This is a genomic window from Billgrantia sp. NRB1, from assembly GCF_056921725.1.
This window is the reverse complement of the sequence record NZ_CM167783.1, coordinates 2,424,143-2,438,338: the sequence shown is the minus strand read 5'-3', so window position 1 is coordinate 2,438,338 and position 14,196 is coordinate 2,424,143. Positions and strand designations below refer to the sequence as shown.

The following is a 14,196-nucleotide window of genomic DNA, read 5'->3' as shown; positions in this document are numbered from 1 at the left end:
CCTGCGGCCTCCAGTCGCGCAATAAATTGGGTTCATCGCACTTTAGCGTGAACATGTTTGGCAGGTTTGATGGTGGGAGGCCGGCTCTGCCGGCGGTTCGACGCTTCGACGAAGGCGCCGCAGGCGCCCCATGGGTAGCGCTGCGCGCTACTTCGCGAGCTGAAGTCGAGGCGTCGAACCGTCCCTCCCACATAGCCTGTTCACGCCAGTCTGCGAAGAGCAATAAATTGTTCTCCTACAGCGCCTGGTGCGACGCCAGGAGTCCGCAAAAGGTCATTCCGGCAGCAGGCTCCTGGAAACGTGTCGCTTCCCGATTGGAGTTAGACCGGACATGCACAGGGCCCAAGAGCCCGGGAGAAACGAAATGGCAGGCCAGACTCTCTACGACAAGCTGTGGTCACAGCACTTGGTCAAGGAGCGCGACGATGGTACCGCGCTGATCTATATCGACCGCCAGCTGCTGCACGAGGTGACCTCGCCCCAGGCCTTCGAAGGGCTGCGCCTGGCCGGGCGTAAGCCGTGGCGCCTGGATGCCAACCTGGCCACCCCGGACCACAACGTGCCCACCACGCTCAAGGAGCGCGCCGAGGGCAATGCCGGCATCAAGGACCCGGTGTCGCTGATCCAGGTCCAGACCCTGGATGACAACTGCGAGTCCTTCGGCATCGAGGAATTCAAGATCAACGACGCCCGCCAGGGCATCGTCCACGTGGTCGGCCCCGAGCAGGGCGCCACCCTGCCGGGCATGACGGTGGTCTGCGGCGATTCCCACACCGCCACCCACGGCGCCTTTGCGGCACTCGCCCACGGCATCGGCACCTCCGAGGTGGAGCACGTGCTGGCCACCCAGTGCCTGCTCGCCCAGAAGATGAAGAACATGCAGGTGCGCGTCGAGGGCACGCTCGGCACCGGCGTCACCGCCAAGGACATCGTGCTGGCGATCATCGGCAGGATCGGCACCGCCGGCGGTACCGGCTACGCCATCGAGTTCGCCGGCAGCGCCATCCGCGACCTCTCCATGGAGGGCCGCATGACGGTCTGCAACATGGCCATCGAGGCAGGCGCTCGGGTCGGCCTGATCGCCGTGGACGACACCACCATCGACTACCTGCGCAAGCGCCCCTATGCCCCCACCGCCGAACAGTGGGACGCCGCCGTGGCCGACTGGCGCGGCCTGGTCTCCGATGCCGATGCCGAGTTCGACAAGGTGGTGACCCTGGACGCCGCCGAGATCGAGCCGCAGGTCTCCTGGGGCACCAGCCCGGAGATGGTCACCGGCATCTCCGGCGAGGTGCCCGACCCGGCCGAGGCGCCCGACGAGACGGTGCAGCGTGGCTACACCCGCGCCCTGGAGTACATGGGCCTCGCGCCGAAGCAGAAGATCACCGATATCCGCTTGGACAAGGTGTTCATCGGCTCCTGCACCAACTCGCGCATCGAGGATCTGCGCGAAGCGGCCAAGGTCGCCAAGGGCAAGAAGGTCGCCGACTCCATCGCATTGGCCATGGTGGTGCCGGGCTCGGGTCTGGTGAAGCGCCAGGCCGAGGCCGAAGGCCTCGACAAGATCTTTATCGAGGCGGGCTTCGAGTGGCGCGAGCCGGGCTGCTCCATGTGCCTGGCCATGAACGCCGACAAGCTCGGCGCCGGCGAGCACTGCGCCTCCACCTCCAACCGCAACTTCGAAGGGCGCCAGGGCTACGGCGGGCGCACCCACCTGGTGAGCCCGGCCATGGCCGCCGCGGCCGCCATCGCCGGTCACTTCGTGGACGTGAGGCAGCTTGCCGCCAATGACGATGCCCAGGTACAGGAGGCCTGAATCATGAAAAAGTTTGAACGCATCGAGGGTCTCGTCGCACCGCTGGACCGGGCCAACGTCGACACCGACCTGATCATTCCCAAGCAGTTTTTGAAGTCGATCAAGCGCACCGGCTTCGGCGTCAACCTGTTCGACGAGCTGCGCTATCTGGATGAGGGGCAGCCCGGCCAGGACTGCTCCCAGCGCCCGAAGAACCCCGACTTCGTGCTCAATCAGGCGCGCTATCAGGGCGCCAGGGTGCTGCTCGCGCGGCGCAACTTCGGCTGCGGCAGCTCCCGGGAGCACGCCCCCTGGGCGCTGGAGGACTTCGGCTTTCGTGTGGTGATCGCGCCGAGCTTCGCCGATATCTTCTACAACAACGCCTTCAAGAACGGCCTGCTGCTGATCACCCTGCCCGAGGAGACGGTCGATCGATTGTTCGCCGAGGTCGAGGCCAATGAAGGCTATTGCCTCGACGTGGACCTGGAGAACCAGCGCCTGATCACGCCCTCCGGCGAGATCCTCGAGTTCGAGGTGGACGCCTTCCGCAAGCACTGCCTGCTGAATGGCCTCGACGACATCGGCATCACCCTGCAGGACGAGGACGCCATTCGCGCCTTCGAGGCCAAGCACCGCGCCGCGCGGCCCTGGCTGTTCCGCGCCTAACCGGGCTTCGCCCGGAGCGGTAAGCTATAAGCTTTAAGCGGTAAGTAACCCCCTTGCTGCAACGTTGGGTGTCGCCATACTGGCTTACGGCTTACGGCTTACGGCTTACGGCTTACGGCTTACGGCTTACGGCTTACGGCTTACGGCTTACGGCTTACGGCTTACAACAAGGATTGATGAAAAGATGACTCAGAAGATTCTGGTACTGCCGGGTGACGGCATCGGCCCCGAGATCACCGCTCAGGCTAGCCGCATCCTGGCCGCCTGCCAGGCCCGCGGCCTCGATGTGGAAGTGGAAGAGGCCCTGGTGGGCGGCAGCGCCTACGACGTGCACGGCGAGCCGCTGCCCGCCGAGACCCTGGAGAAGGCCAAGGCCGCCCGGGCCATCCTGCTCGGCGCCGTGGGTGGGCCCAAGTGGGACGCGATCGAGGACCTCGCCAAGCGCCCCGAGAAGGGCCTGCTCGGCCTGCGCAAGAACCTCGGCCTGTTCGGCAACCTGCGCCCGGCCATCACCTACCCCCAGCTGGCCTCGGCGTCCAGCCTCAAGCCCGAGCTGGTGGCGGGTCTCGACATCATGATCGTGCGCGAGCTCACCGGCGGCATCTACTTCGGTCAGCCCCGCGGCATCGAGGAGCGCGACGGCGAGCGGGTCGGCTTCAACACCTACGTCTACTCTGAGAGCGAGATCGAGCGCATCGGCCGCGTCGCCTTCGAGATGGCGCAGAAGCGCGGTAAGAAGCTCTGCTCCGTGGACAAGGCCAACGTGCTCGAGGTCACCATCCTCTGGCGCGAAGTGATGGAGCGCCTGGCGTCGGAGTACCCGGACGTCGAGCTCTCCCACATGTACGTCGACAATGCCGCCATGCAGCTGGTGCGCGCGCCCAAGCAGTTCGACGTCATGGTCACCGGCAATATGTTCGGCGACATCCTCTCCGACGCCGCCGCCATGCTCACCGGCTCCATCGGCATGCTGCCCTCGGCCTCGCTCAACGAGAGCGGCCAGGGCATGTACGAGCCGTGTCACGGCAGCGCCCCGGACATCGCCGGGAAGGGCATCGCCAACCCGCTGGCCACCATTCTCTCGGTGGCCATGATGCTGCGCTACTCCCTGGACGAGCCGGCGCTCGCCCAGCGCATCGAAGACGCCGTGGGCAAGGTGCTGGACGACGGCCTGCGCACCGCGGATATCGCCTCCGACGGCACCCGCACCGTCTCCACCGCCGAGATGGGCGACGCCGTGCTGGCGGCTTTCGAGGCTCAGTAGGTACGAGGTACGAGGTACGAGGTTCGAGAAGCACCATGCTTCCTCGCCCCTCGCCCCTCGCCCCTCGCCCCTCGGCGCTCGGCGCTCGGCACCGCTTTCTGTATAATGTGTCTCACATTCGATTGCTGGAGGACTTCACATGTTGAAAGTCGGTTTCGTCGGTTGGCGCGGCATGGTCGGTTCCGTGCTCATGCAGCGCATGCTGGAAGATGGTGACTTCAAGGGCATCGAGCCGATCTTCTTCACCACCTCCCAGGCTGGCCAGCCCGGCCCCGATGTGGGCGTCGAAGTGCCTCCGCTCAAGGATGCCACCGACATCAATGAGCTCAAGGTGCTGGACGTGATCATCACCTGCCAGGGTGGCGACTACACCAAGCAGGTCTATGGCGATCTGCGCGCCAGCGGCTGGAAGGGCTACTGGATCGATGCCGCCAGCACCCTGCGCATGGAGGATGAGGCGACCATCGTCCTCGATCCGGTCAATCGCAAGGTGATCGACGATCAGCTGGCGCGCGGTGCCAAGACCTTCGTCGGCGGCAACTGCACCGTCAGCCTGATGCTGATGGGCCTGGGCGGTCTGTTCGAGGCGGACATGATCGAGTGGATGACCTCGATGACCTATCAGGCGGCCTCCGGCTCCGGTGCCAAGCACATGCGCGAGCTGCTCAATCAGATGGGCTCACTGCGTGACAGCACCGCCGCCGAGCTGGCCGACCCGTCCAGCGCCATCCTGGATATCGACCGCAAGGTCACCGCAGCGATGCGCTCGGGCGACTTCCCCACCGAAAACTTCACCGCGCCGCTGGCCGGCAGCCTCCTGCCCTGGATCGACACCAAGCTCGACAACGGTCAGAGCAAGGAAGAGTGGAAGGGCACCGTGGAGACCAACAAGATCCTCGGTCTGCAGGACAGCCCCATCCCCATCGACGGCCTCTGCGTGCGCATCGGTGCCATGCGCTCCCACAGCCAGGCGTTCACCATCAAGCTCAAGCGCGATGTGCCCCTTGATGAGATCGAGGATCGGATCGCCAAGCACAACGATTGGGTCAAGGTGATTCCCAATGACAAGGACGCCACCATTGCCGGGCTGACGCCGGCCGCGGTGACCGGCACCATGGAGGTTCCCGTGGGCCGTTTGCGCAAGCTGGCCATGGGTGGCGAGTACCTCTCCGCCTTCAGCGTCGGCGATCAGCTGCTGTGGGGCGCCGCCGAGCCGCTCAAGCGGATGCTGAAGATCCTGCGCGAGCAGTAACCCCTGCCAAGTGCGCCTTTCGAGGTGCACTGACCTGAAGCGGGGCATCTCCATCCAGGTGGAGGTGCCCCGCTTCGCTTTGGTGGGCTGTTGGGCGCTGAGCTCGGCGCTGCGTTGAACGAAATACCCTCGGTTTGACCCCGGTAGGACGCGTGCAGTAACCAGATGTGGTACATATTTCGTAACGACTTACGCCACCATAATATGAAAAGATCAATCGACGATCGGCGGCCACCGCGCCGGCAACGCAAGGGAACTCCATGAGACGCAAGCTGACACTCACCATGCTGCTTACGCTGTCTGCTGCCAGCTCGCAGGCAGTGGCGCTCGGGCTGGGGGAGGCCGAGGTCCGCTCGTCGCTCAATGCGCCGCTGCGGGCCACCATTCCATTGACCGATACTGCCGGGATGGAGCCGGATCGGCTCAATGTATCGGTGGCCGAGGCAGGCGAGTTCCGAGCGGCCGGTCTCGAGCGTACGCCGCTGGCGGCAAGCGTAGGGCTGGCGGTGCGTGAGCATCAGGGCCAGCTGATGCTCGATCTCACGAGCCAGCGGGCCATTCGTGAGCCCTGGCTGGATCTGATGCTGCGCTTCGACTGGCCGGGCGGTCAGTCCCTGCGGGAGGTGACGCTACTGCTCGATCCCCCCGACTATGATCAGCTGCCGGTGCTGGCCGGCGCGGCGGCGGCCCCCCACACTGTCTCTTCATCATCCTCGCCCACGCCGGAGCCAGCCGCGCGGCCAGTGGCGCGACAGGCGGCGACTGGCCAGCGCGGCGATGCGGCCTGGGTGGGGAGCGGCGACACCCTATGGTCGGTGGCCGGGCGCCTGCGGCCCGATAGCGATATCAGCATGCACCAGATGATGGTGGCGCTGATCGAGGCCAATCCGGATGTCTTTCCCTCCGGCAATATCAACGCCATGCGCGCCGGGCATTCGCTGGCGGTGCCATCCCGGGACGCCATCATGGCGCGCAGCGGCGAGGAGGCGTCTCGACTCGTCCAGGCCATGAACCAGGCCTGGGCCAACCGTGGCAGCGGCGCTCCTGCACGGGTGCCGCTGGGCGGCGAGGCCGAGGCGCCGGCTGCCGTGGCCAGGGCGCCGGAGTCGCCCACTGACGAAACCACGCCGGCCGACGCCTTGGTGGCCGACAGCGAAGCCGTGGAGGCCGCTGAAGCGGTGGGCGCGACAGACACCGTGGCCGATGCCGACGCGGATACCGGGCCGCACCTCACCCTGCTGACCGATGCCGAGGTGGCAGCCGAAGCCGCTGGACTGGATGCAGCCGCTGCCGAGACGGCCGAGGCGGTGGCGGCCGACGAGGCAGGTGCCGAAGGTGAGGCGTCGGCCGGTCAGGGGCTTGATCCGGCGGTGCTGGCCACGCTGGGCGCCGAGGGCCTGATCGAGCCAAATGAGGCGCAGCGGCTGGCGCGTCTCGAGCGGAGCTGGCTGGCGAGTCGCCAGGCGCTGGAGGCCGTCCAGCAGGAGCGCGATGCGCTGCAGGAGCAGGTGAGCGACCTGCGCGAAGAGATGGACGTCTTGCGCCAGCAGCTGGCCGAGCTGCTGGCCGGCGGCGCCGGCGTGGAGGGTGACGGTGCCGGCGGCGTGGTCCCCCCGGGCAGCGCGCCGGTCGACGGTGACTCGCCCTGGTGGGGCGCCGTCTACCAGGCCGAGATGGACCGCACCCTGGTGCTCGGCGCGGCCGGGGTGGCGGGCCTGCTAGGGCTGTGGCTCTTGGTCAGGCGACGTCGCCATCGTGACACTCACCGCGCCGCCGATTTTGCCACGATGCCGCACGGGCCCTATGGCGCCATGCCGTCGCCGGGTGCGGTGTCCGCCCCGGCGTCAGGCGGCATCGGCTCTACGAGTGCGACAGCGGCGAGTCCCGAGCCGCCGACGGTGCCCGGCATGACCACGGCGGCTCCTGGCACGGGCGCCATGCCGCACGCAGAAGTGATCAGCGAAGCGGACATCTTCATGGCCTACGGCCGCTATGATCAGGCCCGTGACGTGCTGCTGACCGGGCTGGAGAGGGAGCCAGGGCGAGAGGATCTGCGGCTCAAGCTGCTGATCGCCTACCTGGAGCAAGGCGACTGGCAGGCGGCACAGGGGCAGGCCGACCGGCTGCGCGAGAGCCAGGACCCGGCGATTCGCGGCGAGGTCGAGCGCCTGATGGCAGGCCCCGGCCGAGACGCTGCAGGCGAGACCGGCATAGGCGATGACAGGCTTTCCTTTGTCGGCGACCCGGCCACCAGCCCCACGGATGCCGCCTCGCAGGCTCCCCCAGCGCCTGAGCGCGATGTGGACAGCCCGTCTCCTGCCGGGGAGAGCGAGCGTCAGACCTTCGCTGCGCCTGACGCGCCGCATCAGGATCCGGACGCCGAGCTGGCGGAATCGTCCTTGACCGCTCAATCGGACGGTACCGAACAACACGACAATGATACCGCCAGCCGCGATGCGCAGTGGGAAGGCGAGGGTGCCGATGTCGAGGCGGAGCCGCCGCCCCTTTCCCGCCAGCAGTCGGCCCCGGAAGTGATCGACTATCAGCCGCCGCCCCTGGATCCCGAGCCGGCCGCGCGCGAGGAGACGCCCATGCAGCCCAGCGTCGAGTTCACCACGCAGAGAGGCGAGAGCGACGTCGCGGCATCGAGTGAACAGAGCGGCAGTGACGGCGCCGAGCTGGCGGCGAGGCGGGACGACGCGGCGCAGTGGGACGTGGAGGAGGTGGCGTTTCCTCCTCTGGATCAGGATAATGGCGGCTCCCAAGACAGTTCCGAGCAGCTTGATGACCTCGACGAGGCGCGTCGCCTGCTGGAGGTTGGTGATACCGAGCGGGCCAGAGGGCTGCTCGAACCGCTGCTGGACAGCGCCGACGACCCCCGGCTGAGAATGCAGGCCCAGGAGCTGATCGACCGCTATCGGCTGTGAGTTGGTCCCGGCCGATACGACCCACCCCGACACGAGCGACGTAGACGGCCGAATGACCCTGTTCCAACCCCTCGATGAACGCCGAGCGCTGAGTGGCCGCCTGGCTCTCGGCGTGGAGTATGACGGCAGCGCCTACTGTGGCTGGCAGCGACTCAAGCACGCGCCCTCGGTTCAGGGGGCCTTGGAGGCGGCGCTGGCCAAGGTGGCCAACCACTCGGTGACGGTGCACGCCAGCGGCCGCACCGACTCCGGCGTGCACGCTACCCGCCAGATCGTCCACTTCGACCCGCCGGCGCCGCGCTCTCAGAAGGCCTGGGTGTTCGGCGTCAATGCCAATCTGCCCCGGGATGTCGCCGTGCGCTGGGTGCGCGAGGTGCCCGACGACTTCCATGCCCGCTTCAAGGCGCTGGCGAGGCGCTATCGCTACGTGATTCTCAACCAGCCAAGCCGTCCGGTGCTGGAGCGCGCCAACGTGACCTGGTGCCGCGATCCGCTGGATGCCGACGCCATGCATCGCGCGGCCCAGGCGCTGGTCGGCGAACACGACTTCTCGAGCTTTCGCGCCGGCGGCTGCCAGTCCAAGACCCCCTGGCGGCATCTGCATTTCATCGAGGTCCACCGCCACGGGCCTCTGGTGGTGATCGACGTCCAGGGCAACGCCTTCCTGCACCATATGATCCGCAACATCGTCGGCGCCCTGGTCACCGTGGGTCGCGGCGAGCGTGGCGACGACTACCTGACCGAGCTGATGGCGCTCAAGGACCGCACCCTGGCCGACGTCACCGCGCCGGCCTGCGGCCTGCACTTCGTCGACTCTCTCTACGACGAGCGCTGGGGTCTGCCCCGGGAGCCGCTGGGCCCCAACCTGCTCGCCTTCCTGGGCGAATGGACCGGCGAGCGGGCGCTGCCTGACTGCCCCATGGTCGAGTTCCGGCGGGGTAGGCCGGTGGCCAGCTCAGCCGCCGTCGGAGATTACTAACCTTGAAGGAGCCATCCTTGCACTGCAGCCAGCGATACCAGTCCCGCACCCGCATCAAGATCTGCGGTCTCACCCGCGAGGTCGATATCGACGCCGCCGTTGCGGCGGGCGCCGATGCGCTGGGCTTCGTGCTCTGGCCGGGCAGCAAGCGTGCGCTGGAGGAGGCGCGCCTGGCCGAGCTCGCTGCTCGGGTGCCGGCCTTCGTGACCCGGGTGGGGCTGTTCGTCGACCAGGAGCCGGCGCTGGTCGAGCGCTGCGCGCCCCACCTTGATCTGCTGCAGTTTCACGGTGATGAATCGCCGGCCTTATGTGACGGCTTTGGCCGCCCCTGGATCAAGGCGCTTCGCATGCGCGAGGGGCTCGACCTGCATGCCGCCGCCGAGGCCTACCGCGGCGCCCGGGCGTTGCTGCTAGACGCCTACCGCCCCGGGGTGCCGGGGGGGACCGGCGAGACCTTCGACTGGTCGCGAGTTCCCGATAACCTGGCGAAAGCTGTTATCCTTGCCGGAGGCTTGAGCTCGGACAACGTGGCCGACGCCATCGCCTCCGTGCGCCCCTTTGCGGTGGACGTCTCGGGCGGCGTCGAGGCGGCCCCCGGGCGCAAGGATGCCGCGCGCCTCGCGGCCTTTTTCGCGGCGGTGAGCGATGCCGATGCCGGGCGCGGCTGAGCCGCCCGCATCGCCCGCTCCCGCCGGTGATCCTGACCCCACCCATCCCTGTCCCTTCTGACGACCCGACGAGGTGTCTTAGTGAGCAAGTTCAGTGACCTGACCCGACTGCCGGATGCCCGTGGCCATTTCGGCCCCTACGGCGGCCGGTTCGTTTCGGAGACCCTGAGCTTCGCCCTGGACGATCTGGAGAAGACCTACCTGAGTCTTCGCGACGATCCCGATTTCCAGGCGGAATTCGACTACGACCTGGCCCATTACGTGGGCCGGCCTTCACCGCTCTATCATGCCGAGCGATGGTCGAAGCAGCTGGGTGGGGCGCAGATCTGGCTCAAGCGCGAGGACCTCAATCACACCGGCGCGCACAAGGTGAACAACACCATCGGCCAGGCGCTGCTGGCCAAGAAGAGCGGCAAGCCGCGGGTGATCGCCGAGACCGGCGCCGGCCAGCACGGCGTGGCCACCGCCACCGTGGCGGCTCGCCTGGGCCTCTCCTGTGACGTCTATATGGGCGCCGCCGACGTCGAGCGCCAGAAGCTCAACGTCTACCGCATGCGCCTGCTCGGGGCCAACGTGATTCCGGTGGAGTCCGGCACCCGCACCCTCAAGGACGCCATGAACGAGGCGCTGCGCGACTGGGTCACCAACGTCGACGACACCTTCTACATCATCGGCACCGTGGCCGGCCCGCACCCCTATCCGATGCTGGTGCGCGACTTCAATGCCGTGGTGGGCCGCGAGGCGCGTCGCCAGTCGCTGGAGGAGTTCGGCAAGCTGCCCGATGCGCTGATCGCCTGCGTCGGCGGCGGCTCCAACGCCCTGGGGCTCTTCTATCCCTTCGTCGAGGATGACGAGGTCGCCATGTACGGCGTCGAAGCCGGCGGCGACGGCGTCGAGACCGGGCGTCACGCCGCGCCCCTGGCCTCCGGTGCGCCGCGCGGGGTGCTGCACGGCAACCGCACCTACCTGATGTCCGACGAGGGGGGCCAGGTTTCCGACACCCATTCGATCTCCGCCGGCCTGGACTATCCGGGGGTCGGGCCGGAGCACGCCCTGTGGAAGGACGTCGGCCGGGTCCAGTACGTGGCCGCCAACGACGACGCGGTGCTCGAGGCGTTTCGCGAGCTGACCCACGTCGAAGGCATCATGCCGGCGCTGGAGTCTGCCCACGCCCTGGCCCATGCCAAGGTGCTGGCGCCGACGATGCGCCCCGACCAGCAGATCGTGGTCAACCTCTCGGGGCGGGGCGACAAGGACATCATGACGGTCGCCAAGCTCGACGGAATAGAGTTCTGAGGATGCCGATGAATCGTATCGACCAACGTTTTGCCGCCCTCAAGGCCGATGGCCGCCGGGCGCTGATTCCCTTTATCACCGCCGGCGACCCGGCGCCCGAGCACACCGTGGGCTTCATGCATGCCCTGGTGGAGGCGGGTGCCGACATCATCGAGCTCGGCGTTCCTTTCTCCGACCCCATGGCTGACGGCCCGGTGATCCAGAAGGCGTGTGAGCGTGCGCTCAAGCACGGCACGCGTCTGGCCCACCTGTTCGAGATGGTGCGCGAGTTCCGCCGCCGCGATAGCGCCACCCCGGTGGTGCTGATGGGCTATCTCAACCCGGTGGAGCGTATCGGTCTCGAGGCCTTTGCCGATCAGGCCGCCGAGGCGGGGATCGACGGCGTGCTTACCGTGGACATGCCCCCGGAGGAGGCCGAAGAGTTCGGGCCGATTCTCAAGGCGCGCGGTTTGGCCTCGATCTTTCTGGTCGCCCCTACCACTTCCCATGAGCGGGCCGCTACAATATGCGCCCACGGCGAGGGCTACCTCTACTATGTGGCACTCAAGGGCGTGACCGGGGCGGCGACGCTCAACGCCGAGGACGTGGCCAGCCATCTGGCCCCGCTGCGCGAGCAGACCACGCTTCCGCTGTGCGTGGGCTTCGGCATCCGCGACGGCGCCTCGGCGGCCGAGGTGGGCAAGGTGGCCGACGGCGTGATCGTCGGCTCGGCCCTGGTCAGCCGCATCGCCGCCAACGTCGAGACGCCGGAGGTCATTCCCGGCGAGCTCAAGGCGGTGCTCGGCGAGATGCGCGCCGCCCTGGATGCCCTGGGTAAGCGCTGAGGCGACCCTCGCGACCCGACTCGATTCATGATGCCCGGCCGCTGCCGGGCACAACAGCATACGGAAGCCTTTCTGACATGAGCTGGCTTGACAAGATCGTACCCTCCATGGGCCGCATCCAGCGCAAGGACCGCCGGGCCAGCGTGCCCGACGGCCTGTGGCGCAAGTGCCCCAAGTGCGAGGCGGTGCTCTATCTCCCGGAACTCGAGAAGCACCATAACGTCTGCCCCAAGTGTGATCACCACCTGCGCCTGACGGCCCGCAAGCGACTCGACTGGTTCCTCGACAAGGAAGGGCGCGAGGAAATCGCCGCTGAGGTGGAGCCCATCGATCGCCTCAAGTTCCGCGACTCCAAGAAGTACAAGGATCGCCTGGCGGCGGCCCAGAAGGAGACCGGCGAGAAGGACGCCCTGGTGGCCATGCGCGGGAGCCTCGACGGCCTGCCGGTGGTGGTGGTGGCCTTCGAGTTCACCTACATGGGCGGCTCCATGGGCGCCGTGGTGGGCGAGAAGTTCGTCCGCGCGGCCACCCTGGCGCGGGAAGAGCGCCTGCCGCTGATCTGCTTCTCCGCTTCGGGGGGGGCGCGCATGCAGGAGGCGCTGTTCTCGCTGATGCAGATGGCCAAGACCTCGGCGGCGCTGGAGCGCCTGCGCGAGGCCGGGGTGCCCTACGTTTCGGTGCTCACCGACCCGGTCTTCGGCGGTGTCTCGGCGTCGCTGGCCATGCTCGGTGATATCAATGTCGCCGAGCCCAATGCCCTGATCGGCTTCGCCGGGCCCCGGGTCATCGAGCAGACGGTACGCGAGAAGCTGCCGGAAGGTTTCCAACGCAGCGAGTTTCTGCTCGAGCATGGCACCGTGGACATGATCGTGCCACGCGGCGAGATGCGCGATCGGCTGGGCCGGGTGCTGCGCAAGCTGACCCATCAGCCGCCCAGTGGCCTGGGCGACGAGATACTCGCCCAGCCGGACCTGGTCGATGCCGCCGAACAGGCCGAACCCGCCGAGGCGGAGCCGGCAACCAACGAGCACCAGGAGCCGGTGTGGGAGGAGAGCGGCGAGCCGCAGGAGACGCGCGGCGTCGAGTCCGAGGAGGCGCCCCGGCCGTTGGATGACGGCACCGAGCGCTCCGAGACGCCGCGCTGATACCGCCTGTGACGTCTCCCTCACTCCCCGCCAGCCTGGACGCCTGGCTGGCCCGACTGGAAGCGGCGCATCCGGTGGACATTGACCTCGGCCTCGAGCGGGTGGCCGAGGTCGCCCGCCGCATGGGCCTGCTCGATGGCCGTCCGGCACGTCGAGTGATCACCGTGGCCGGCACCAACGGTAAGGGGTCCACCGTGGCCATGCTCGAGGCGCTGGCCCTGGCCCACGGGCTCACGACCGCCACTTATACCTCGCCGCATCTGCTGCGCTACAACGAGCGGCTGCGTTTCGATGGCGAAGAGGCCGACGACGCGACCCTGATCGCCGGCTTCGAGGCGGTCGAGGCCGCGCGGCTCGACGGCGAGCCGGTCAGCCTCACCTATTTCGAAGTCGGCACCCTGGGAGCGCTGCAGGCGATCACCCGGCGCTGCCCCGACGTGGCCATCCTCGAGGTGGGGCTCGGCGGGCGCCTGGATGCGGTGAACGTCATCGATCCGGACGTGGCGGTGATCACCCCCGTCGCCCAGGATCATGCCGCCTTTCTGGGCAATGACCTCCTCCAGATCGGGCGCGAGAAGGCCGGCATCCTGCGCGCCGGGCGCCCGGCGGTGCTGGGCGCGCGCGAGCTGCCGACCAGCGTGCGCGAGGTGGCCGCCGAGCTAGGAGCCGAGGCGGTCGCCCTGGGCGACGCCTTCCAGCGCAGCGAGAGCGATAGCGCCGGTTGGGGCTGGCAAGGGCGTGGCCCGAAGGGCAAGCCCCTCACCCTGGATCGCTTGCCCGACCCAGGGCTGCCGCTGGACAATGCGGCAACGGCCCTGCAGGCGCTGGCACTGGCCGGTGTGGAACTCGTCCCCGCGGCCTGCCGCCGCGCCCTGGCCGAGGTCAGGCTGCCGGGTCGCATGCAGTGGCTGGGGCAGTGGTGCCTGGACGTGGGCCACAACCCCCACGCCGCAGGCTACCTGGCAGAGCGGTTGGGCGAGCGTCCCTGTGCCGGACGGACCTGGGTGCTGCTGGGCATGCTGGGCGACAAGGATGCCGAGGGGGTGATCGATGCCCTGGCGCCGATCGCCGATGCCTGGGTGACGGTGAGCCTGGACGGCGAGCGGGCGCGAAGCGCTGCCGAGCTGGCAGCGCCTATCGAGGCGAGGCAGGGCGAGATTCGCCATCGAGCCGCCACGCCCGAAGCGGGCGCCGAGTGGCTGGCCACGCGGCTGGCGCCCGAGGATCGTGTGCTGGTGTGTGGCTCTTTCTTCACCGTGGCGGCCATACTGGCATGGAAGCAGGCAGCGGGCTGACGGGATAGGCTCTCGGTACCGGGCGGTCTGAATGAGAGAGCAGATGACGCAGCCGTCTGGCGGCGCCCGGGGCCTGGGCAGGAGG

General features: G+C 68.0%; 11 protein-coding genes. All 11 read left to right on the top strand.

Going from position 1 to position 14,196, the window contains the following annotated elements; all coding sequences use genetic code 11:
- Positions 1-364: 364 nt before the first annotated feature.
- The 11 genes from leuC (at position 365) to folC (ending at position 14,111) form a co-directional block, all read left to right on the top strand.
- Entirely contained in the window at positions 365-1,816 is a 1,452-nt protein-coding gene (gene leuC / locus ACZIYR_RS11105; RefSeq protein ID WP_483526731.1) for a 3-isopropylmalate dehydratase large subunit, read from the top strand.
- A gap of 3 nt (positions 1,817-1,819) precedes the next feature.
- Positions 1,820-2,461, top strand: a complete 642-nt coding sequence (gene leuD, locus ACZIYR_RS11100; RefSeq protein ID WP_483526730.1) for a 3-isopropylmalate dehydratase small subunit — start codon at positions 1,820-1,822, stop codon at positions 2,459-2,461.
- 184 nt (positions 2,462-2,645) lie between these two features.
- Positions 2,646-3,725: a 3-isopropylmalate dehydrogenase gene (gene leuB / locus ACZIYR_RS11095; RefSeq protein ID WP_483526729.1), complete on the top strand. Its 1,080-nt coding sequence runs from the start codon at positions 2,646-2,648 to the stop codon at positions 3,723-3,725.
- A 139-nt stretch (positions 3,726-3,864) separates the two neighbouring features.
- Complete coding sequence (asd, locus tag ACZIYR_RS11090; protein ID WP_483526728.1) at positions 3,865-4,977, top strand: aspartate-semialdehyde dehydrogenase; 1,113 nt, start codon at positions 3,865-3,867, stop codon at positions 4,975-4,977.
- A gap of 260 nt (positions 4,978-5,237) precedes the next feature.
- Entirely contained in the window at positions 5,238-7,904 is a 2,667-nt protein-coding gene (locus tag ACZIYR_RS11085; RefSeq protein ID WP_483526727.1) for a FimV/HubP family polar landmark protein, read from the top strand.
- 52 nt (positions 7,905-7,956) lie between these two features.
- Positions 7,957-8,883: a tRNA pseudouridine(38-40) synthase TruA gene (gene truA, locus ACZIYR_RS11080; protein WP_483526726.1), complete on the top strand. Its 927-nt coding sequence runs from the start codon at positions 7,957-7,959 to the stop codon at positions 8,881-8,883.
- 17 nt (positions 8,884-8,900) lie between these two features.
- A complete protein-coding gene (locus ACZIYR_RS11075) occupies positions 8,901-9,551 on the top strand; it encodes a phosphoribosylanthranilate isomerase (protein ID WP_483526725.1) in 651 nt (216 codons plus the stop codon).
- A gap of 81 nt (positions 9,552-9,632) precedes the next feature.
- Entirely contained in the window at positions 9,633-10,847 is a 1,215-nt protein-coding gene (gene trpB, locus ACZIYR_RS11070; protein ID WP_483526724.1) for a tryptophan synthase subunit beta, read from the top strand.
- Positions 10,848-10,855: 8 nt separating this feature from the next.
- Complete coding sequence (gene trpA / locus ACZIYR_RS11065) at positions 10,856-11,671, top strand: tryptophan synthase subunit alpha (protein ID WP_473033836.1); 816 nt, start codon at positions 10,856-10,858, stop codon at positions 11,669-11,671.
- A gap of 77 nt (positions 11,672-11,748) precedes the next feature.
- Positions 11,749-12,816 carry an acetyl-CoA carboxylase, carboxyltransferase subunit beta gene (accD, locus tag ACZIYR_RS11060; RefSeq protein ID WP_483526723.1) on the top strand — a complete coding sequence of 356 codons (1,068 nt, stop codon included), beginning with the start codon at positions 11,749-11,751 and terminating at the stop codon, positions 12,814-12,816.
- 8 nt (positions 12,817-12,824) lie between these two features.
- Entirely contained in the window at positions 12,825-14,111 is a 1,287-nt protein-coding gene (gene folC / locus ACZIYR_RS11055; protein ID WP_483526722.1) for a bifunctional tetrahydrofolate synthase/dihydrofolate synthase, read from the top strand.
- Positions 14,112-14,196: the final 85 nt, after the last annotated feature.